General features: G+C 48.7%; 20 protein-coding genes. 11 read left to right on the forward strand and 9 right to left on the reverse strand.

Translation table 11 applies throughout. The annotated features are described in order from the left end of the window. The first annotated feature begins 25 nt into the window (after positions 1–25). The 4 genes from HGH92_RS12415 to HGH92_RS12430 all read left to right on the forward strand — a co-directional run bounded on the left by HGH92_RS12415 (position 26) and on the right by HGH92_RS12430 (position 2464). Positions 26–427 carry a hypothetical protein gene (locus tag HGH92_RS12415; protein WP_168871027.1) on the forward strand — a complete coding sequence of 134 codons (402 nt, stop codon included), beginning with the start codon at positions 26–28 and terminating at the stop codon, positions 425–427. 131 nt (positions 428–558) lie between these two features. After that, the gene (locus HGH92_RS12420) at positions 559–1050 is read left to right on the forward strand and encodes a lipocalin family protein (RefSeq protein ID WP_168871028.1); all 492 of its coding nucleotides are present in this window, start codon (positions 559–561) and stop codon (positions 1048–1050) included. A 113-nt stretch (positions 1051–1163) separates the two neighbouring features. Continuing rightward, positions 1164–1913 carry a metal-dependent hydrolase gene (locus HGH92_RS12425; RefSeq protein WP_168871029.1) on the forward strand — a complete coding sequence of 250 codons (750 nt, stop codon included), beginning with the start codon at positions 1164–1166 and terminating at the stop codon, positions 1911–1913. 32 nt (positions 1914–1945) lie between these two features. Continuing rightward, positions 1946–2464 (forward strand): GNAT family N-acetyltransferase, encoded by a 519-nt coding sequence (locus HGH92_RS12430; protein ID WP_168871030.1) that lies wholly within the window; start codon positions 1946–1948, stop codon positions 2462–2464. Position 2465: 1 nt separating this feature from the next. Here the strand turns inward: HGH92_RS12430 and HGH92_RS12435 are convergent, their stop codons facing one another. The 3 genes from HGH92_RS12435 to ispG form a co-directional block, all read right to left on the reverse strand. Then, positions 2466–3359, reverse strand: a complete 894-nt coding sequence (locus tag HGH92_RS12435; protein ID WP_168871031.1) for a LysR substrate-binding domain-containing protein — start codon at positions 3357–3359, stop codon at positions 2466–2468. Positions 3360–3475: 116 nt separating this feature from the next. Continuing rightward, a complete protein-coding gene (locus tag HGH92_RS12440; RefSeq protein ID WP_168871032.1) occupies positions 3476–3841 on the reverse strand; it encodes a hypothetical protein in 366 nt (121 codons plus the stop codon). Positions 3842–3921: 80 nt separating this feature from the next. Continuing rightward, the gene (gene ispG, locus HGH92_RS12445; protein WP_168871033.1) at positions 3922–5889 is read right to left on the reverse strand and encodes a (E)-4-hydroxy-3-methylbut-2-enyl-diphosphate synthase; all 1968 of its coding nucleotides are present in this window, start codon (positions 5887–5889) and stop codon (positions 3922–3924) included. 128 nt (positions 5890–6017) lie between these two features. Here ispG and HGH92_RS12450 point away from each other — a divergent pair, with 128 nt between their 5' ends. Next, the gene (locus HGH92_RS12450; protein ID WP_168871034.1) at positions 6018–6881 is read left to right on the forward strand and encodes a helix-turn-helix domain-containing protein; all 864 of its coding nucleotides are present in this window, start codon (positions 6018–6020) and stop codon (positions 6879–6881) included. Positions 6882–7394: 513 nt separating this feature from the next. On the opposite strand, the gene HGH92_RS12455 is transcribed toward HGH92_RS12450, so the two are convergent. From HGH92_RS12455 to kbl, 4 genes are all read right to left on the reverse strand, one after another. Continuing rightward, positions 7395–8150: a tetratricopeptide repeat protein gene (locus HGH92_RS12455; RefSeq protein WP_168871035.1), complete on the reverse strand. Its 756-nt coding sequence runs from the start codon at positions 8148–8150 to the stop codon at positions 7395–7397. Positions 8151–8196: 46 nt separating this feature from the next. Next, complete coding sequence (locus HGH92_RS12460) at positions 8197–9219, reverse strand: VWA domain-containing protein (protein ID WP_168871036.1); 1023 nt, start codon at positions 9217–9219, stop codon at positions 8197–8199. A 186-nt stretch (positions 9220–9405) separates the two neighbouring features. Then, the gene (gene blaOXA / locus HGH92_RS12465) at positions 9406–10209 is read right to left on the reverse strand and encodes a class D beta-lactamase (protein WP_168871037.1); all 804 of its coding nucleotides are present in this window, start codon (positions 10207–10209) and stop codon (positions 9406–9408) included. Between the two features lie 186 nt (positions 10210–10395). Next, positions 10396–11583 carry a glycine C-acetyltransferase gene (gene kbl, locus HGH92_RS12470; protein ID WP_168871038.1) on the reverse strand — a complete coding sequence of 396 codons (1188 nt, stop codon included), beginning with the start codon at positions 11581–11583 and terminating at the stop codon, positions 10396–10398. A 383-nt stretch (positions 11584–11966) separates the two neighbouring features. Between kbl and HGH92_RS12475 the strand changes: the two genes are divergently transcribed. The 6 genes from HGH92_RS12475 to HGH92_RS12500 all read left to right on the forward strand — a co-directional run bounded on the left by HGH92_RS12475 (position 11967) and on the right by HGH92_RS12500 (position 18704). After that, positions 11967–12452 (forward strand): RNA polymerase sigma factor, encoded by a 486-nt coding sequence (locus tag HGH92_RS12475; protein ID WP_168871039.1) that lies wholly within the window; start codon positions 11967–11969, stop codon positions 12450–12452. A 41-nt stretch (positions 12453–12493) separates the two neighbouring features. After that, positions 12494–13579 (forward strand): anti-sigma factor family protein, encoded by a 1086-nt coding sequence (locus tag HGH92_RS12480; RefSeq protein ID WP_168871040.1) that lies wholly within the window; start codon positions 12494–12496, stop codon positions 13577–13579. Positions 13580–13583: 4 nt separating this feature from the next. Beyond that, on the forward strand, positions 13584–14549 hold the full coding sequence (locus HGH92_RS12485; protein WP_168871041.1) for an outer membrane beta-barrel protein: 966 nt from the start codon (positions 13584–13586) through the stop codon (positions 14547–14549). Between the two features lie 28 nt (positions 14550–14577). Continuing rightward, positions 14578–14907 carry a hypothetical protein gene (locus HGH92_RS12490; RefSeq protein ID WP_168871042.1) on the forward strand — a complete coding sequence of 110 codons (330 nt, stop codon included), beginning with the start codon at positions 14578–14580 and terminating at the stop codon, positions 14905–14907. A 168-nt stretch (positions 14908–15075) separates the two neighbouring features. Continuing rightward, the gene (locus HGH92_RS12495; RefSeq protein ID WP_168871043.1) at positions 15076–18018 is read left to right on the forward strand and encodes a M16 family metallopeptidase; all 2943 of its coding nucleotides are present in this window, start codon (positions 15076–15078) and stop codon (positions 18016–18018) included. Between the two features lie 116 nt (positions 18019–18134). Beyond that, a complete protein-coding gene (locus HGH92_RS12500) occupies positions 18135–18704 on the forward strand; it encodes a murein L,D-transpeptidase family protein (RefSeq protein ID WP_168871044.1) in 570 nt (189 codons plus the stop codon). A 181-nt stretch (positions 18705–18885) separates the two neighbouring features. On the opposite strand, the gene HGH92_RS12505 is transcribed toward HGH92_RS12500, so the two are convergent. Beyond that, positions 18886–19830 (reverse strand): alpha/beta hydrolase, encoded by a 945-nt coding sequence (locus HGH92_RS12505; protein ID WP_168871045.1) that lies wholly within the window; start codon positions 19828–19830, stop codon positions 18886–18888. A gap of 107 nt (positions 19831–19937) precedes the next feature. Continuing rightward, positions 19938–21851: an acetate--CoA ligase gene (acs, locus tag HGH92_RS12510; protein WP_168871046.1), complete on the reverse strand. Its 1914-nt coding sequence runs from the start codon at positions 21849–21851 to the stop codon at positions 19938–19940. Positions 21852–22128: the final 277 nt, after the last annotated feature.

The raw sequence follows: 22128 nt of genomic DNA on the forward strand, positions 1-22128 counted from the left end.
TGAGCAGGAGAGGGAATTGACGTATATGAGAAGGTTACACCCCATTCTCGAACAGGAAATAGCCGCAGCTGAACTTCGCCTCGAAAATAATATCATGGCTGAAGCCGTACCACCGCCGGTCCGGCTGAAAGACAGGGTCATGGAAGATGCCCGGCGGTATAAACACCAGGAATACTATTTTAAACATGACAATGGCGGAGGCGGTGAACAACCTCCGCACGAACCCGTTTACATTGATATCAGGCCCGGATGGAACCGTAAAATAACCGTCAGCATCTGGTGGCGCTGCGCATTTCTTGCCCTTTGTGTACTGACCATGTCCCTGGCCGCCAGTACATGGTACCTCTACAAACGGACCAATCAGCTGGAAGAAGTGCTGATCAGGCTGAAAACCCCGGCAGAAGCCCTTTTGCCCGCCAGTCACTGACCGTTTACATATTCATTTGGTACGTTTCTTGCAAATGCTGAACTTGCCGCTGTATTCAGGCTGTTTAAACCTTATTGTAGCACAGCTGTTGAATGCAGAGAAGGCATTAAAACATACAAATTATTATTCCCATGAAAAATTTATCATTCGCAGCATTGTTTCTGGCTCTGGTCGCAATCCTGGGTACTTCCTGCTCTCCTAAACAGGGCGTAACCACCAACATTAACAAAGGCGCTGTAAAAGGCAACTGGGTGCTGACCGATATCCGTTATGAAGGTATTCCTGATAATGCCAAAGTAACCGTTTTTGACGAGGCCAATGCGAAATGCTTCATCGGCAGCCAGTGGGTATTGCCCGACAATAATGCAAATGGTTCTTATACATTGTCCTCTACAGCAGACGGCTGCAGCCCTGCTACCCAGAAAATCGTATGGACAATCAGCAAACAGGGAAATGTGACCATGTTCGGGTTCAAAAAACTGTACTCCGGCGTAAAAGCTAAAAACGTGGCAGACGGCTACCTGATGGAATGCACAGAAGCCGGCAGCTCCATGACCTGGAGAGCTAACGTAAACTTCGAAGGCAAATCCGCTGCTATCATCTACTCCTTACAACGTAAATAAGCTTACCGTTTTATACGAAATTCATCCTGCCTGGTAATTTTCCGGGCAGGATTTTTCATTTATTCGTATGCACAGATAATAGTATATTTAGATAGGTAAAAAACCAGATGACTATGAGCACGCAGCATTCGAAAATCAAATTCCTGGGACATGCCAGTTTTCAGCTTACCACCCCGGAAGGCCATATCATTCTCGTAGACCCCTGGTTTACCGGCAATCCGGCTCTGCCGGCCGATTACACCATCCCGGAACAAATTGACCTGGTCCTGATCACCCACGGCCACAGGGACCACCTCGACAGTAAAATCATTGACCTGATCCGGTCCCATTCACCTAAAGTGATCGCCAACCCCATCGTCCGCCTCTTCCTGCAGGAACAAGGCGTACCGGAACATGTCTTTGAACAGATGAATGCCGGAGGCACCATCTCCTTCCTGCAAACAAAAATCACGATGACCAACGCCTTCCATTTTGCACAGGTATGGATGCCGGACGGTAAAATCGGATATACCCATGCGGCCAACGGATTCATTATCTGGATGAGCGATGATGTCTCCGTTTATTATTCCGGTGATACCTCCGTTTTCGGCGACATGGCCCTGCTGGGAGAAATCTATGAGCCGGATATCGCGATCCTGCCTATCGGCGACCGCTTTACCATGGGGCCCCTGGAAGCTGCCTTTGCCATCCGCCTGCTCAAAGTGAAACACGTAATCCCCTGCCATTACGGTACGATGCCTTCACTTACAGGCACGCCCCAACGGCTGAAAGAGCTGACACAAGACCAGGCTCGGCTGGAAATACATGCGCTGAAAGCCGGTGAAGAATTGGACATGGCGCAATTACAACTACATAAACCTTAACGGTCCCTTGTTATTTTTTTAATCATCCGTATATGTTACCCCTGATCACATCCCGTTTATTGGTATGCCCTTGCCGCCTGCCACTGATTACTGCGATCTATCTGCAGGACCCGCAGGCTGTCACCATGCTGAATGCATCCATTCCGCCTGAATGGCCGCAGGCAGAACTGAAAGAACTGTTGCCACACCTGATTGAATTACTTCAACACGACCCGAAATCGTTCCCCTGGCTATTGTGGGCCATTGTGTCCGCAACAGACAACACGGTACTGGGAGACATCGGCTTTAAAGGCCGCCCCGATGAAAATGGCATGGTGGAAATAGGTTATTCCCTGCTGCCAGCCCACCGCAACCAGGGGTATATGCGGGAGGCCGCGGCCGCACTGGTCACCTGGGCCTTTCAGCAGCCATTCGTAAAAAGTATAGAGGCAGAATGTGAAGTGAACAACATCGCTTCCGGAAAAGTGCTGCAACACCTGGGCATGCGGCAAACCGGCATGCAGGACAACATGCTCCGTTGGCAGCTGTTGGAAAAAGACTTTTTGCGGTAAATTATTCGGTTACATGCTGCCGGGCAAACTTGATGAAAAGCTGGGCGAGCTTGTCCTGAAGACCCTGTAAGTAAGTAAAATGCAGTTTTCTGATCAGCTTGAAATTTTTGATGGGAAGCACAACAAACTCTCCGGCTTCCACTTCTCTTTGCACGGCCTGTAAAGAGATAAACGCGGCACAGGAAGAGTGATGCAGGTAAGATTTAATGCTCTCCGTGCTGCCCATATACATGGCCACGTTCAGGTCCGTGATCTTCAGCTTCAGGCGCTTCAGTTCATCTGTGATCACCTCCAGTGTGCCGGAACCATGTTCCCGCATAAGCAGGGGAATGTTCCGCAATTCAGCGGCGCTGAGTGGTTCGCCGTTGCCATAGCTGTGTTTGGGGTTTCCGATGAGCACAATTTCATCGCGGGCAAACTCTACATACTTCAGTAGTGGATTTTTAGAGCTGCCTTCTATAATACCCAGTAAGATGCTTTTTTCAAAAAGTGCTTGTTCTATCTGCTCTGTATTACCGTTGGTGAGCGAGGTTTTCACGTCCGGGTAGCGCTGGTTGAATTTGGCCAGCAGCGGCGGGATCAGGTATTGTGCGATGGTAGTGCTGGCACCGATGGCCAACAGGCCGCCCTGCGTGTGTTTCAGCTGGTTGATTTCATATTCCAAATTGCGGTAATCAGTAAAAATGATCTCAGCATGATGCATGACCAGCTGGCCGGCACGGGTAAGTTTAATACGGTTGCCGATCCTTTCAAACAAAGCCATGCCCAGTTGTTGTTCCAGCTCGTGAATATGTTTGGTAACGGCGGGCTGGGAGATATATAATTCTTCTGCGGCTTTGGTGAAGCTGAGCCGCTTCGCAACGGTATGAAATACCCTGAGTCTGAAATCGAACATGCAATAAAAGTAAGGTTTTTAGCGGGCAGTTATTGGTTGTTGGGGCTAAAGGTAAAAAAATAAGGATTAAACCACCGGGAGGTGGCTTAATCCTTATCGGAAGATGATGTTATGAATCAGGATTTTTTCTTTCCTGCGTTTGGATTATTTGATTTGTAGCGCATGTCAGGTGTACCGTCTTTCTTTTTCGGTCCTGTTGTTGCCGGCGCTGTAGTAGTGCCTTTGTTTTCCTTGAAGCGCTTGTCAGGAGCGCCGCTCTTGGTAACGTGCTCTGTTTTTGCTACCGGTGAAGCCTGAGGAGCGGGTTGTCCTGCTTCTTTCTTAACAGAAGCTTCTTTCTTTTCGGCTTCTTTCTTGGCAGCTTTTTGCTCAGTTTTAGCCTTGGTTTTAGCTTCTTTTTGGGTGGTGGAGGCAGGAGCCTGGGCCATGGCAACAGTTAAGCCCATGAACATAGCCAGAACACCTGTAAGCAACTTTTTCATAAGAAATGTTTTACCAAAAATTAAGCTTTTTTATTGATGCGAACACATTTCACCCTATATTTTTAAGCAATATTTAATAATTAGTTTTTGTCCACCCACATACCGTTTTCCCGGATCAGGCTGATAAGCTCGTCTACAGCCACATCGCTGTTCAGGCCACGTTTTACGATTTCTTTACCTCTGTAAAGGGTGATTTTGCCAACGCCACTGCCTACATATCCAAAGTCCGCGTCCGCCATTTCTCCGGGACCATTTACGATACAGCCCATGATGGCGATTTTCACGCCTTTGAGGTGGTGGGTGACGGCCCTGATGCGTGCAGTCGTTTCCTGAAGGTCAAACAACGTACGGCCGCAGGAAGGGCAGGAGATGTATTCCGTTTTGGAGATGCGGGTCCGGGTGGCCTGCAAAATGCCAAAGGCGATGTTGTTCAGCAGTCCGGCCTGTGCCGTGTCCTGGTCCTGGTTGGTCAGCCAGAGGCCGTCGCCGAAACCGTCCAGCAGGAGCGCGCCGGCTTCGGTGGCATGATGGATCAGGTGCTCATCGGCAGTTGCCTGTGGACTAACACTGTGGATGACCACCGGTACTGTCAGTTGCTCTGCTGTCAGCAGAATGAAGAACCTTCTGATGCTGGCCATGGCGTTGCTGCCGGAGGCATGGGCTACCAATATGGTAGCGCCGGCGACAGCAGGCTGGCGCAGTTGTGTTAATAAGTCACTGATATCAACAGTATCGAGGTCGTCACAGTTAATGGCCACAAAATTCTTTTTACCGGTTTGTCCTGCCGCGATGGCGTCAAGGTAGGCGCGGGTGGCAAAGTAGGGCACGTACGCGGCTTTGTCGGCCAGTGTCTGCCACTTGTCGGCGTTAAGGACTACCTGGAGGGTGCCGGGCAGGGCAAAAGAGGGTACCTGCGTGCCGGTATAAATATAGTCTGCGGCGGCATCGGCGATGTTCCATTTATCAGATGGTTCATCATACGTATAGCCGATCGCGTTAAGGTCTGAAGGCTGTATGGCACTGGATCTGCGGTAATCTGCCACTACTACGGGCACCTGTTTGTCGCCGGTGTTGTCTACTACGATGCTTTCGCGGCGTTTGTAGGAGAACGGGGAGTAGGGCAGGGTGCCCAGCGGCCGGGAGGTAGCCGGTTTTTCGGTACGGTTGCCACTGTAGCGTTTTACGATATCGCGGCATACGGGCAGCTCAAATTCCGGATCTTCTGTCAGGGATACCCGGATGGTATCGCCTACACCGTCCTCCAGCAGGGTGCCGATACCGATGGCCGATTTGATACGGCCGTCTTCTCCGTCGCCGGCTTCTGTAACGCCAAGGTGCAGCGGATAGGCATGGCCCAGCTCCTGTTGCATAGTTTGTACCAGCAGGCGGTAAGCCTGTACCATCACCTGTGGGTTGCTGGCTTTCATGCTCAGGACAATGTTGCGGAAGCGGAGGTCTTCAGCGATACGCAGGAATTCCATGGCGCTTTCCACCATGCCCATTGGGGTATCGCCATAGCGGCTCATGATACGGTCGCTGAGGGAGCCGTGGTTGGTACCAATACGCATGGCGGTGCCATGTTCTTTACAGATATTCACCAGCGGGGTGAAACGTTCCCGGATACGGTCTATTTCTTCCTGGTATTCTGCGTCGGTATATTCAAGTGTTTCAAACTTCTTTTTGTCGATATAGTTACCGGGATTGATTCTCACCTTTTCCACAATGCGGGCGGCTATTTCGGCGGCATTAGGTGTGAAGTGTATATCTGCTACCAGCGGGGTATGGTAACCCTGGCGGCGAAGTTCATTTTTGATGTTCAGCAGGTTTTCTGCCTCTTTTTTGCTGGGAGCGGTAATACGCACCAGCTCAGCGCCGGCTTCGATACACCGGATGGCCTGGGCTACTGTGCCGGCCGTGTCCATGGTATCGGTGGTGGTCATCGTCTGGATCCGGATAGGATGGAAATTGCCAATGAGAAGATCACCTACCTTTACTTCCAGTGTGGCCAGTCGCTTATATTCTGTCAATGAGTTGCAATAAAGCTGCATACGTTTTTGTTTTCTGCAGGTGCAAAGTTAATAAACCTGAGGGGCAATTACCCCACACCTTAAAGCTACATTAAATTCCACGAACGGTGCCGTCAAAAGCGGGCCATTCGTTTAAATTTGAAGCACTTATGTCGAATGATAAAAGCATGGACATTCCCTATCAGGAATGGCCGATGAAATCACATTTCAACATTGCCCCGCTGGGGATGGCTGCTATGGATTTCACCCACCAGCCACACCGGCATCACCATTTTCAGGTTTTATGGTTTACCAAAGCCAAAGGCCGCCACATGGTCGATTTTGTGTGGTATGAAATGGAAGATAATATGTTGTTCCTGCTGCGGCCCGGACAGGTGCACCAGCTGGACTGTGAGCGGGAAGGCCACGTGATCTTCTTTACAGAACGTTTTTATTTCGCCAACAAACACGACAAGGAAACCCTGTACGACTTTTCCAACCTCTTTGACAACTGGCACGGCTACGGACCCATCTATATCGGGGAAAACACGGCGCCGTCGCTACTGGGGCTGGTAGACCTGATGAACCGGGAACACCGCGCGCCAGGGACCAATAGCCGCAGTATTATCAAACACTATCTCAATGCCTTCCTGCTGCTGGCGGAAAGGGAGAAAAAACGCAATGCGACCGACACCATGCGGCCGCTGCATCACGATTCCCGGGTGGTACAACTCCGCCGCCTGCTGGAAAAACACTATACCCGCGAACATCAGGTGGCCTTTTATGCCAATGCCTTTGCCCTGACGCCCAAAAGGCTGAATGAAATCACCAAAGAAACTACCGGCCGCACCGTGACAGAGCTGCTGCACGACCGTATTATCCTGGAAGCAAAGCGGAACCTGGCCTTCAGCCATAAAAGCGTCAAAGAAATCTGCTATGAGCTTGGTTTTGAAGATCCTGCCTATTTCAGCCGGTTCTTTAAAAACAACGCTGGCATCTCTCCCCAGGACTTCCGGGACATTATGTTCAAATAGTCCAAGTCAATAGCTGAATTGTCCTAGTAGATTGGCCCTCCCACACGTAGTTTTGCGTATTGAATTGTTCTACCCGCTGACGTTAAACAGGAAATCATGCTAGGATGCCAAATTGTGTTAACTGTGCTGTAAGTCTTCCCGTCTCCCAAACAATTCAGGGGACCGGATGGGTGGCAAACCCTCTGGTCGATGCCAGCGATCAATGAGAATAACAGGCGGCTGCCGCTGTGCGCTGCTTAAAATAGTGTGTTTTAAAGTTCGGGGTGATGCTTGCCGGCAACGTAAGATGAATACAACGACCGTCAGGCTGGAAATTAGGTAAAGAGTAACCAGTCAGGTGGCAGGCATCTTCCCCTTATTTTAACACTAAAGAGTACTGTTACCATGCGTAACTGTTGTAGGTTTAGGTAAAATGGCCGGAATAATCCTGTTCCGGTTTTTTTATATAAAAAAATCCGGCAGAATCATCAATACTGCCGGATTTTGTTCTTTGTTGAGTGTATAATTAAGTATTTACCAGTCTTTTTCCACCGGTACGGTTTGTCCTTTCACTTTTTTGGCTTTGTCCTGCAGCTTCTTTTCTTCCTGGGACAATGCCTGTAACAGCCTTTCCGCCTCCTGTTTGTTCAGTTTGCTGGGCTGTGGTTCCGGTTTTTGTTGTTCCTGCTGGTCTTTGTCTTTATTCTGGTCCTTGTTTTTGTTCTGCTGGTCTTTGTTCTGGTCTTTCTTGTCTTTATCCTGCTGGTCTTTGTCTTTGTTCTGATCTTTATTCTGGTCCTTGTTCTGGTCTTTTTTATCCTTGTTTTTGTCTTTGTTTTTATCCTTGTTGTCTTTATTGTCTTTGTTATCCTGCTGTTGTTTTTTCAGCATGGCCTGCGCGTAAGCGAGGTTATAGCGGGCATCTTCATCAGCAGGATTTATTTTCAGGGCCTGTTTGTAGGATTTGATGCTTTCTTCCCACTTTTTAGCTTCCATAAAGGTATTGCCGATGTTGTAGTCCGCGTCTGACTTGATGCGGCTGTTGTCCGCGATTTTCAGGCTATTGGCATACTGGGTGCGGGCATCATCGTATCTTTTCTGCTGATAGAGGGAGTTGCCCAGGTTATAGCTGCCTACGGCAGACTGCCCGTTTTGCTCGAGCGCCTTTTTGTAGTTGGCCTCAGCGTCGCTGAACAGCTGCTTTTGATACAGTTCATTGCCTTTGCGGATAAACTTACTGGCGCCATTCTGTGCCAGCGCGGTAACGCCGGTGAGCAGCAATGCAGCCATAAAGCAACCCTGTTTTATAAAAGTAATGTTCATGATCTGTTGATAATTAGGCTACTGTGGTTTCCCTGGGAACACGTGGATGGCGTACTTCCGGAATGAAGAATTCAATCAACAGTAACGCCAGGCAGATGCCCAGGAAGTATTGAAAATAGCTGTTATAGTCTGTGAATACATTTTCTCCGAATTCTTTCTGCTCCATGCTGTCGATCTTGTTCACCAGTGTATTCACTACATCGTCTGTATTGTTGTCCAGGTGCTGGTATATGCCTTTCCCGGCGGCGGCGATTCCTTTCAGTTCATTTTCATTGAGTTTGGAAATCACGGTATTGCCTTCGCGGTCTTTTTTGTAACTGCCTGTTTCGGGGTCAGGAAGCGGGGAGCCGGCTACGGAACCAATACCGATCGTATTGGTAACCACGCCGTTATCAAAGGCTGTCCGGGTTTTTTGCAAGGCTGTTTCGTCATGGTCTTCCCCATCGGAGATAACTACCAGCGCTTTATGTTTGCGTTCTTTTTTGTTGAAGGCTTCATCAGACACCTGGATGGCCTGGCCGATGGCGGTGCCCTGTGTAGGGATCATATCCGGAGATACGGTGCTCAGGTACATTTTGGCGGCAGAGTAATCGATGGTGAGCGGCATTTGCAGGTAAGCATTGCCGGCAAATACCACAAGGCCTACACGGTCATTGTCGAGTTTGTCCATCAGTTTGCTGATGAGCTGTTTGGCACGGGTAAGCCTGTCTGGCTGGATATCATTGGCCAGCATACTCTTGCTCACGTCCAGCGCGATCACAACGTCCACGCCTTTCCGGGTGATTTTTTCCATGCGGCTGCCCTTTTGCAGATTGGCGAGCCCCAGCACGCCAAAGAAAAAGGCGAGGAAAATCAAAAGGAACTTGAATACGAACAGTTTACGGGAATAGCCGGCAAACAGTTTTTCTACAAGGGCCGGATCACCGATACGGCGTATGGAGCGGCGTTTCCACCAGGATATACCCAGGAAAGCCAGCTGCAGCACCAGTAACAGCGTCAGTGCCCATAAATATTCACTATGCTGAAAACGTAACATATGCAGTTTTAAGATCGCTTGCGTTGGCAAGATCTCAAAAATAATTTTTTTGTCACGTATTACAAGAGCGGGAAGAGGGGTTTAGGTTTTTTTTAACCAAATACAGGCAGGTATTTAAAATCGTTTGGCCATTCAGGTACCGGTTGAAATAACTGAATGGCCAAATTATCTTAGATAGCGGGCCAATTACATTTCTCCTTTGAAATAGCCGGCTTCGGTGAGAATATTACGGAGAATATCCATCCGGTTTTTGACCATGTCGAAGTTAGGATCTTCTGTTTCTATGTTCAGCACAAAGAAGGAGGGATGCCTGTTTTCTTCCACCCAGCCTACTATCCAGCCAATTTGTTTGGCGCCGTTGGTGCCCCAGCCGGTTTTGTAGGACAGCTCATATTTGGGTGTTTTTTCCATCAGCATCACGTCACGCACGCTCTGCATATTGGTTTTAGCAAAGGGCAGCTGGTCGAAATACAGTTTTTTGACAAAGCCCAGTTCCTCATCAGGAGAGATCTGTAGCGAGTTATCCAGCCAGAAAGTGTCGATACGGCTGATTTTCATGTTGCCATATTTGACAGAGTCAAGCCACGCCTGCATATTGGTTTTGCCAATCCGGCGGGCCACTTCCTGGAAGTAGGGCACAGCAGACACTTTAAAGGCCTGTTGCATGCTCAGGTCCTGGTTCCATGCGGGGTATTTGCGGGTAACGCCGTCCCATGGAATAACCATGCCGGTATCTTTGATGACGCCGGTCTGCAGGCCTACCAGCGAGTTGAAAATTTTGAAGGTGGATGCGGGCAGAAAACGTTCTTTGGCGCGGTCCAGGTTATACACCCTGAATGTTCCCTGTGCATTGTTGAATAACATAAAGGTGCCTTCCACCTTGTATTGGGTGAAATATTTCTCCCAGCCTTTTTCTTCCTTGACATTATTCGGTGCGCAGGCGGCCATGAAAAGGCACAGTGCTAACAGTATCCAGCCAAATCGTTTCATCGGTATCATGATTTAGTAAATAATCAGGTGCAAAAGTAGGGAAGATTAGATTAGGAACAGAAGATTACGGACAACAAGCAGACAGCCATTTGAATAAGATATATTACAATATATATTTAATTGTAATAAGGTTGCTTATTCAAATGGCTGCCTGCCATGTAATAGACTTATTGCTTAACCCATAAATTATTTGATCACGCCCAGTTCCCTTCCCACTTTGGTGAAGGCGGCGATAGCTTTATCGAGATGGGCCTGTTCGTGGGCAGCGCTGAGCTGTACACGGATACGGGCCTGGCCTTTAGGCACTACAGGGAAGAAGAAACCGATCACGTAGATACCTTCTGCCAGCAGTTTTTCCGCCATTTGCTGGCTTAGTACTGCATCGTACAGCATGACAGGTACAATCGGGTGATCACCGGGCTTGATATCGAAACCGGCTTCCGTCATTTTGTTGCGGAAATACTGGGTATTGTACTCAAGTTTGTCACGCAGCTCAGTGGTTTCGCTCAGCATATCAAGTACGGCGATGGAAGCACCTACAATGCTGGGGGCCACGGAGTTGGAGAACAGATAAGGACGGCTGCGCTGGCGCAGGATATCGATCACTTCTTTTGGACCGCTGGTGAAGCCGCCGGAAGCGCCGCCCAGAGCTTTACCAAGTGTGCCGGTGATGATGTCTACACGGCCCATAACGTTGCGGTACTCGTGGGTACCACGGCCGGTTTTGCCGAGGAAGCCGGAAGAATGGCTCTCATCAGACATAACGATGGCGTCATATTTATCCGCCAGGTCGCAGATTTTGTCCAGCTGGGCAATGGTGCCGTCCATGCTGAACGAACCGTCTGTAACAATGATACGGCTGCGGCAGTCCTGGGCTTCTTTCAGTTTAGCTTCCAGGTCGGCCATATTGTTATGCTCATAACGGAAACGTTTGGCTTTGCACAAACGTACGCCGTCGATGATGGAAGCGTGGTTCAGGGCGTCGGAGATGATGGCGTCGTCTTCGCCGAACAGCGGCTCAAATACGCCACCATTGGCGTCGAAGGCTGCTACGTACAGGATCGTGTCTTCGGTCCCCAAAAATTTGGAGATCTTTTCTTCCAGTTCCCGGTGAATGTCCTGAGTGCCGCAAATAAAGCGGACACTGCTCATACCGTAACCATGCGTGTCGATAGCGTCTTTTGCCGCTTTGACCACAGCCGGATGGGAAGACAGTCCCAGATAGTTATTGGCGCAAAAATTTATGACAGTCTTACCGCCCACCTGTATTTCAGCTCCCTGCTCAGATGTAATGATACGCTCTCTCTTGTACAGGCCGGCTTTGTTGATTTCTTCCAGTTCTTCCCGTAAGCGGGACGTAAACTTCTTATTCATAGTAAGTACGATGTTTGATAATAACGCTTTTGCAAAGTTATAGATGATAAAAGTATTACGAATCTCCGTCGCATCCACAGTTAACGGCCCAGGGAGTAAAAAGTTTGACCAAGGTGTAACATTTACCAACAGCATTCCGTCATAATACTATCATGCCTGAAGATGCCATGTAGTGGAAAACTGAAAATTTAACCTGTGTGAAAGAGATATAAAAATAGTGTATTAAGTAATAGGTTGATGATCAGTTTAAAAGAAACTGTTCCTGCTGTGCAAATCGAAAAATCGGATGTTACTGACAATTAGGTGTGGGTAAGCTGGATGGGGACCATGATAGGTATTAAAGTAAAAGTCGGAACTTAGCACTAAAATCCCGCACCACCGGAATGACGGAAAAGGAGTACAATAAATGTGTGGATCTGTATTCGGACAATATATTCCGCTTTATCATCAAAAATCTGGATCACGCGGAAGACGCCAGGGACGTAGTACAGAACGCATTCGAAATATTGTGGAAGCACTGCCAGGACGTGCCTTTTGAAAAGGCTAAGTCGTACCTGTTTACAGTGGCGTACCATAATATGATCGACCATGTACGTAAGACAAAGCGGGTGACGCTGGTAGACGAATTCAAGGATGAGATGAAAGTGTCCGACCACCGGATTAATAATGCTAAAGAGGTGATTGCCAAAGCATTGGCTAATCTGAGTGAGGTGCAACGGTCATTGGTGCTGCTAAAAGATTACGAGGGTTACAGCTATGAGGAAATTGGTGAAATCATGCAGCTTAATCCTTCCCAGGTAAAGGTTTACCTCCATCGGGCCAGGATACATTTAAAAAATTATCTTGTAAAGATGGAAAACGTCATATAAATTTTTATAATTGTTAATTGGTTAATAATAAGCAATTTTTTTTGGCTGTAGAGATCAACATATCAAATTATGAGTCTTACCTGCTCAGTTACGTGGATGACGAACTGAACGACGCGGAACAAGCTGCGCTCGAACAGTTTCTGCAAAAACATCCTCATATACAGGCTGAGCTGGACCTGCTGAAAGGCGCCCGTGTGGTGCCTGACGAGCACGTGATATTTGATCAGAAGGCAGCCTTGTACCGTCACTCCCCGGCAGCTGCCGCAGATGATTATGCCTCTATGATGCTGAGTTATGTAGATGGAGAGTTGTCTGAGGAAGAAACAGTCCGGTTAAAATCCTGGCTGAAGGAACATCCGGAAGGTCGTCAGGAAATGGCACTGCTGCAGGTGGTTAAGCTGGAACCGGACAATACCATCATATTTGAAAACAAAGCCAGCCTGTATCGCAGCTCCCGTAAAACCATTAAAATGGCCCCTTACTGGTGGGGTGCTACCGCTGCCGCTGTATTGGCAGGCCTGCTTATCTGGTTATTGCCCGCTGGTAATCACCATGATAGTCAGCCTATTGCAGGTACAGTAACGCATGAGGCGGTGAAACCGCCGGTAGCCCAGCCAGCACCGGCACCTGTAGCCCAGCCAGCACCAGCGAAAACAAAAACACCTGCTGAAGCGCATGCAATCCCTGCTCCACCGGAAGTGGCGCATACGCCGGCTAACCGCACCGCCACCAGGAAGAAGGAAGTTGTTCCGGAGAAACCCTCCCAGGCATCCCCGCAGTCACAAAATAACAATACCGTAGCCGTAGTCCCTGTACCAGCCGATGTGCCGGTAATTTCCACCCTGCCATCGCCTCGCAACACTTCAGATGAAGTGGTGGAAAAACACTTGCAGAATACGACGCTGGCCGCGGCATCTCCGGCTGATAATACACCTTCCGCCAGTCATGCCAGGGAAACCGTTATTGCAGCCAATATACCGGCTTCGCCTGCTAAGGTGTCTGCCCCGGCGGCGGCTCCTGCCGCTGTGAAAGGGGAACTGATCCTGTCCGTCAGCGGAAGCGATAGCCGTATTCTGGACAAGGTGACGAATGTTGCTAAACTTTTCTCCCGTAAAAGGAATAAATAAAACTATGAAGCATAAAGTTTTACTCTGTTTAATATTGATGTTATGTGTGGGATGGGCGCAGGGGCAAAACGTTGATACCAGCCATCAGGGCAATATGGCCACAGCGCCGGCAGCTGCTCCCGTTCCGGACACTTTCTGGATCAAGGGGCTCATCCTGATCAAAGGGAAGAACGAAAAAGGTCGCAATTCCTACAAAATATACAGTGACACCGCTTACGCCCGCGCACGGCTGAAAAAAAACCTGCAGACCAGGTGGTTTGTTTTCGACATCGGATTTAACAATTACATTGACAGGAGTGAGTATGGCGGCGCCAGCTACATTTCTTATTACCCCAATACTACCAGCTTTTATAATGGTGCAATGCCCGCAGGTAAAGCATATGACTACTCCGCTGTGGGACTGGCCACTTTTGCGCCAAGAGAAGGAAGTGAACCTTTAACACCCGCTGAATTTAAACTTATCACCGGAAAATCGATCAATTTTAATATCTGGTTATTTGAACAGCGGCTTAATATAACAAAACACAAACTTAACTTGTTATATGCTCTGGGATTGGAAATGAATAATTTCAGATACGCCCGGAATATTACTTATCAACCCGGTTATATCACCAGGATAATCAGGGATACAGTAGAATTCTCAAAGAATAAGTTGTTTGCCGAATATATATCGATCCCGGTAATGCTAAACTTTAATTCTAACCCGGCCCGCCCTAATCGCGCGTTTCAGGTGAGCCTGGGCGTCTCTGGCGGATATCTGATCAAATCCAGGACCAAACAGATCAGTGAGGAGAGAGGAAAAGTAAGGAAAACCGATGATTTCAACCTTAACAAATGGCGTTTCGGACTGACCAGCGAACTGGGTTATGGCCCGGTAAAGCTGTACGGCAACTTCGCCCTTACGCCTTTGCATGATTACGGATTACAACAATATCCGTTTTCTATCGGGTTGCGGTTAAACGGGTTTTAAATTTTTTGACCTGACCAAAATTCTATCTATGCGCTCTTTTGTCGCCCTGCTCGCATGCATTGGTTGTATTGCGTGGGTGCATTCCTGTGATAAACGCCTGCTCGGTGTAAAGGCTTCGGCAGTATCTGCTGAAGGCCAGCTTCCAGTTGATATGCCTTCCTTCAGCAGCATTCCTGTTGCGGTGCCGCAGAAGGTAATTCCCGCCACTATCCGGCAGGTTTCTGCCGTTCATAAACCAATGGTAAAGCCGGCAGTGGCCAAAAAACACCATACTGCCGTTGTCCAGGCGGATTCCCTCTGGAACAGCCTCGTGTTAGGAAAGCGCGCCGCTCTTTTAATGAACAACCTAACTCCCTGATATTTAATTAAATAATTGGCTTTGTCACCTTGTTGCCCCTTCCGGTTTTCAATCGGTTGAACCTTGTCTTGTGTTACCGCTCATAGAATTATCTTTTGTGAGCCCGCTGTATTTTTTTTCCTTCCGTTATATTTGGTGACTATTTTCAAACCAACCTAACAAATTTCTATGAAGCTGCGTAAACTAGCTGTATCGCTGTTGTTGTTTGCAGGAAGTCTGCCAACGGCCATGGCTCAGGGAAAATTTCAGTGGAAAGAAGCTACCTCCGGCGGGTATCCCTACCGGTACGTAACAGACGACCCCATGAAAGCCCGTTTTTATACCCTGAAAAATGGCCTCACCGTTATTTTAAGTGTCAACAAAAAGGAACCCCGTATTCAGACACTGATCGGCACCCGCGCCGGCAGCAACAACGACCCGAAGGACCATACCGGCCTGGCCCACTACCTGGAGCACCTGCTCTTTAAAGGTACCCAGCAGTATGGCTCTCTCGACTGGGCAAAGGAAAAACCCTATATCGACCAGATCGAAAGCCTGTACGACAAATACAATAAAACCACCGGCCAGGAAGCCCGGAAAGTGGTGTATCATCAAATCGACAGCGTTTCCGGCATCGCGGCCAAATATGCGATCGCCAACGAATACGATAAAATGATGACCGCCATGGGCGCTCAGGGCACCAACGCGCATACCTGGGTGGAAGAAACCATCTACGAGGAAGATATCCCCTCCAATGCGATCGACAAATACCTGACCGTACAGGCGGAAAGGTTCCGCGATCCCGTGTTCCGTCTCTTCCACACAGAACTGGAAGCGGTGTACGAGGAAAAAAACCGCGGACTGGACAACGATGGCCGTAAAGTATACGAAACCCTGCTGGCTGCCCTGTTCCCTACCCACAACTATGGTCAGCAATCTACCATCGGTACGGTAGAACATCTGAAAAACCCTAATCTCAAAGCTATCCGCAATTTCTATAACACTTACTATGTGCCTAATAACATGGCCATTGTTATGGCAGGTGACTTTGACCCGGACTACGTGATCAAAACCATCGACCAGCAGTTCGGTTATATGAAAGCGAAACCGGTAGCGGAATATAAACCAGCTCCGGAAGCTCCCTTCAAAGCTCCTGTTGTGAAAGAAGTGTTTGGCCCGGACGCTGAAAGCATTGATATCGCCTTCCGTCTGCCCGGCGCACTCGACACCCAGTCCAGCCTGGTCCTGGGCGTACTTTCCAGCATCCTGCAGAACGGTAAAGCCGGCCTGCTGGACCTGAACCTTAACAAACAACAGAAAGCACTGAGCGCCGGCGCGCAGGTATTGGGACTGAAAGACTATTCCATCCTGATTTTGTCCGGTAAAGCCAAACAGGGCCAGACACTGGACGATGTAAAAAACCTTTTGCTCGGACAACTGGACATCCTGAAAAAAGGATCTTTCGACGAGTCCCTGGTAAAAGCAATCGTGAACAACTCCAAACTGGCTGAACTGCAAGGCCTGGAAAGCAACAACAATCGCGCTACTTCCATCATGGACGCTTTCATTAAAAGCCGCGGTACCAATTGGGTACATGATGTGTCTTATGTAGATGACATGGGTAAGATCACTAAAAAGCAGATCGTTGATTACGCTAATAAATACCTCGCCAACAACTATGTGGCGGTATACAAACGCAAAGGCGAGGATAAAAACATCCAGAAAGTGGAAAAACCTGCGATCACCCCGGTAGAAGTAAACCGTGAGGCGCAATCCGCTTTCCTGCAGAAAGTATCTGCCATCCCTGCCACACCGGTAAAACCACAATGGCTGGATTATGAGAAAGATATTCAGACTGCCCCGGTAGGCACCACCAACATGATGTACGTGCAGAACAAGGACAATGGCCTGTTCCGTTTGTACTACCGTTTTGACATGGGCTCCTGGAACAACAAGAAACTGGCCCTGGCAGCACAATACCTGCAGTTCCTGGGTACAGACAAGTATACTACCGAGCAAATCAGCAAAGAGTTTTACAATATTGCGTGCAACTTTAACGTGAGCACTTCTCCTGAAAACACCACTATCACTATCAGTGGTTTGCAGGAGAATTTTGATAAAGCAGTTTCTTTGTTTGAACACATATTGACCAGCTGTAAACCTAACGACCAGGCACTGGTTGCCCTGAAGGGACGGTTACAGAAGTCCCGCTCTGATGCCAAACTGAACAAGTCTGCCATCATGAAAGGGGTGGTGAACTACGCTATGTACGGCGCTAACAATCCGTTCAACAATCAGTTGAGCCAGGCAGACCTGGACGCTGTTTCCGCTACGGAACTGACAGGACTGCTGCACGAGCTGCCTTCTTACAAGCATACTATTATCTATTATGGCCCTCAGCCACTGGCTACTGCTGCAGCCGATGTACAGAAATTACATACGCTGCCTGCCAGCTTTAAGGAAGCACCAGCTGCCGTGAAATTCAGCAAAACTTCACAGACAGCTAACCAGGTGTTGTTTGCCGACTATGATATGGTGCAGACAGAAGTAAACTGGGTTGGCAATGAATCAGTTTATGATCCGGCCAATACAGGTATTATTTCCCTGTTCAATAACTATTTCGGCGGAGGTATGGGATCTATCGTATTCCAGACCATTCGTGAATCAAAAGCACTGGCATACTCTACCTATGCAATGTTCGTATCTCCGGACAAAAAGGGAGAGCGCTATTCCCAGATTGCCTATGTAGGCAGCCAGGCGGATAAAATGAACGACGCTATTAAAGGTATGAATGACCTGCTGAACGATATTCCGCGTTCTGATAAGCTGCTGGAAACCGCCAAGGAATCTATGAAGCAGGATATCGAAACAGAACGTATCACCAATGATGGTATTATCTTCAGCTATCTGGCTGCGCAGAAACTGGGCCTCAGCACAGATATCCGCAAACAGGTGTACGAGTCTATTGATAAAATGAATTTCGATGATGTGAAGAAATTCCACGATACCAACATCGCACACAAACCTTATACATACTGTGTAGTGGCTTCCGGCAAGAAAGTCAACATGGACGATCTGAAAAAAATCGGTGAGGTGAAAACACTTTCCCTGGAAGATATTTTTGGTTATTAATATCATTTAAAGGCAATGCCAGCGCAGCATACAGCTCATTTGTATGCTGCGCTTTTTTTTGTAACACTGCAATAAATAACTACCCTGCGACGTTATCAGGATTATTTAACCACCCTATGAAAAAGTGCCGAATTTACGGGTACGCAGTAATACTATTGCTGCTGCCGTTGTCAGGGTTTGTTGGGAGCAGCGTTGATCTGTACAATGTACGGTTAACCACCAGCAATATTAATCCGGACAAAATTTTCCTGCTGGTAGACAAAAGTGATTACCGGATGTATCTGTATGAAGATGTAACACTGAGAAAAATTTACAAAGTGGTTTTTGGCAACAAAGACCAGGGAGATAAGCTGGTGGAAGGCGATCGCAAAACACCGGAAGGAACGTTCCATATCCAGGCCAAAAGGATCGACAACCGATGGAGCCGCTTTATGTTGCTGGATTATCCTAATGAAGATTCAAAACAGAAATTTTCTCAACGCCAGAACGAAGGGAGCTTGTCCCAGGGTGCGAGTATGGGAGGAGGTATTGGCATACACGGCGTGGAATATGGCGCCGGTATCCGGGATAATTACGTGGATAGCCGTATCAACTGGACATTGGGCTGTGTAAGCATGAAGAATGGCGACGTAAATGAATTATATGAAATTGTTAAAGTAGGTACGCCCGTAGTGATTCGTCCTTAAAAAGGAAAGGTTTTTGCGGAGGGTAGCAGGTGTTTTCCAATGGCAGCGTAAGGGAGTACCTTTATACTGCAATCATTGTGTACGGCATCTAGTGGTACAGGTTCAATGTACCATGACTCCAATATATACGGCGGGTCAGATCCTGTGAAGAGCGCGCTCCACTCGGATGGTGCGCGCTTTTTTATTGTGCCATAAAATCTTTCACCAGCTGTTTCCATACAGCGCCATCTTTCTGACAGAAGGACTGATGCCCGGCATCCTTAAAAATATGCAGTTGTTTTTGTTGGGTAGCCAGGCGACCGAACACCCGTCTCGTTTCATCGGATGTAACTCTGATGTCCTGTTGCCCCCAGCAGTAAAGCACCGGCACCTGAATGTGGCGGGCATAATCCTGCGGGTTATGGCCGAAGCCCCAGAAGCCCAGTTCCAGGCCGCCCCAGAAGGTGAGCATCTGGGATAGCGGTGTTGCCGGCAGATGCACAGCCCGCATACGGCTTTTAACGGCGTCGAGAAGGGTGGCGAATGGCGATTCGAGGATAATTTTCTGCGGAGTGAGGTGAAATTCCGGCACTGCTTTCATGATGGCTGCCGCGCCCATGCTCATTCCCCAGAGGGTGACGGGCTTGTTGGAACGGGACAGCACATAGTCCCATGCCAGTTTCACATCTTCCGCTTCTTTGTATCCGATGGTACAGGCAGTGCCGTCACTGTTACCATGACCACGGAAATCTATCAAAAAAGTATTGTAGCCCAGTTGCCGGAACCAATAAGCTTCCGGCAGGTGTGAACCTTTGTTGCCGCCATATCCGTGAAAGAGAATAACGGTGCCTTTGGCCTGTGTTACTGGCATCCACCATCCTTCCAGGTGCAGCCTGTTGGCCGTCAGCAGCTGTACGGTGTCATAAGCAATATTGGGGCGTGCGCTGGTAATGGATTTGGAGAGCCTGACGCCGAAGAATATCATGTTTAATTTTTCACCGATGCTCATCTCTTCCGGCCGCTTGTTGCGATGGCGGTTGTTTTCGGAGAAGTGGGTGAATTTATAGGCATGAAAAGCCGTGATGCAATTGAACAGCAGCACAAGAAACAGGAGGGCATAGAGGGCTTTTTTGAAGAAACGCCGCATGGGATTTAACTATTTGTCTATGATATATGTGGGTATAAAAATAATGCAGCGAAGATCAGTGATCTCCGCTGCATTTTAAATATCGAAATCAGAAAATTCGTAAATAGCTACAGTTTACCTTTTTTGATCTCATCTACCACGGCCGGGTCGAGGAGGGTAGAGGTATCACCGAGGTTATCGAGGTCGTTTTCCGCTATTTTCCGCAGAATACGGCGCATGATTTTACCGGAACGTGTTTTAGGCAGGCCGCTTACAAACTGGATCTTATCCGGTTTGGCGATAGGGCCGATGATGCGGGACACTGTTTGTGCGATGTCTTTTTTAGACAGCTCCGGTTCATGTGTCATTCTTTCCATGATCACGTAGGCGTAGATGCCCTGGCCTTTGATATCGTGCGGGTAGCCTACGACTGCGCTTTCAATAACGCCGGCGTGCATGTTGATGGCGTTTTCCACTTCAGCGGTGCCGATACGGTGACCGCTCACGTTGAGCACGTCGTCTACGCGGCCAGTGATACGATAGAAGCCGTCTTCATCGCGGGTACAGCCGTCGCCGGTGAAGTAGAGGTTCTCGTAGGTAGAGAAATATGTTTTGCGGAAGCGGTCGTGATCACCGTAGGTAGTACGGAGCATGCCGGGCCACGGGAATTTGATACAGAGGTTGCCGTTCACGCCGTTGCCTTTCACTTCCTGGCCGTTTTCATCTACCAGGATGGGTTGTACCCCAGGCAGCGGTAAGGTGGCAAAGCCGGGTTTTTCTTTGGTGATGCCTGCTATGGGCGTGATCATGATACCACCGGTTTCTGTTTGCCACCAGGTATCAACGATCGGGCAGCGGCCTTTACCGATATTATCCTTAAACCAGTGCCATGCTTCTTCGTTGATAGGTTCGCCCACGCTGCCCAGCTTTTTGAGGGAGCTGAGGTCTTTGTGGTTGACAGGGCCGAGGCCATATCCCATCAGGCTACGGATAGCGGTGGGAGCGGTATAGAGAGTATCGACGCGGAATTTGTCCACGATTTCCCAAAGCCTGCCGGCGTCGGGATAGGTAGGCACCCCTTCAAACATGAGAGTGGTAGCGCCTGCGCTGAGCGGTCCATATACGATATAGCTATGACCGGTGATCCAGCCGATGTCGGCAGTACAGAAAAATACTTCTCCCGGTTTGTATTGGAAGGTATTAACGAAGCTGTAGTTGGCATACACCATATAACCGCCGCAGGTATGTACCACACCTTTGGGTTTGCCGGTAGAACCGGAAGTATAGAGGATGAAGAGCATGTCTTCCGCGTCCATTTCTTCCGCAGGGCAGGAGGGGTTGCCCATGGTTTCCACTTGTTTGATTTCATCTTCCCACCATACGTCTCTTCCTTTGAGCATGCTCACCGGAGTGCGGGTACGGGTACATACGATTACTTTTTTCACAGTAGGGCAGGCCATAAGGGCGTCATCGATCACGGATTTCAGGGGAATGTCCTTGTTGCCGCGGTAAGCGCCGTCGCAGGTGATAACGAGGCTGGCTTCTGCATCCTGGATTCTGTCGGCGATGGACTGGGCGCTGAAACCGCCAAACACGACGGAATGGATGGCGCCAATGCGGGCGCAGGCCAATACCGCGATCGCCAGTTCCGGGATCATGCCCATATAAATACATACGCGGTCGCCTTTTTTAACGCCGTTGTTTTTCAGGACGTTGGCGAACTGGCATACTTTGTTGTATAAGTCACGGTAGGTGATGATGCGATGGCGTTCTTCGGGGTCATTCGGTTCCCAGATGATGGCCGGGGAATTGCCGAGGGTGGCAAGGTGGCGGTCCAGACAGTTTTCGGTGATATTCATTTTAGCACCGGAGAACCATTTGATTTCGGGGTCCTTAAAATTCCAGTCCAATACCTTGTCCCACTTACGACGCCACATGAAGTGGTCTGCTACGTTGGCCCAAAAGCCTTCGGGGTCCATAACGCTCTGCTGATAAGCCTGTTGATAATCTTCTAAAGTCTTGATCTGGTATGGGTACGACATAGCACCATGATTGTTTATTGGTTAAGTACAACTTTTTCCTAACGGGCTTTAAATTTAAGAAAAACCCGACGGTATGCTAGAAAAAATCTAAAAAAACATGTTAAAACCAGATTATTTTTCAAAACGGTCCGGAAGACAGGCCATGATCAAGCACCTTTAGGGCAAAGCAATAGCTGCTGCCGGTTGCGGACAGGTAATTGTGTGCCACTAAAGGTGTTGAAAAAAAGAAGGAAGGTTGGTAGGTTATTTGCCGGACGGGCCAATGGGGCTGCAAGGA

It is taken from the genome of Chitinophaga varians, assembly GCF_012641275.1.
Lineage (GTDB): Bacteria > Bacteroidota > Bacteroidia > Chitinophagales > Chitinophagaceae > Chitinophaga > Chitinophaga varians_A.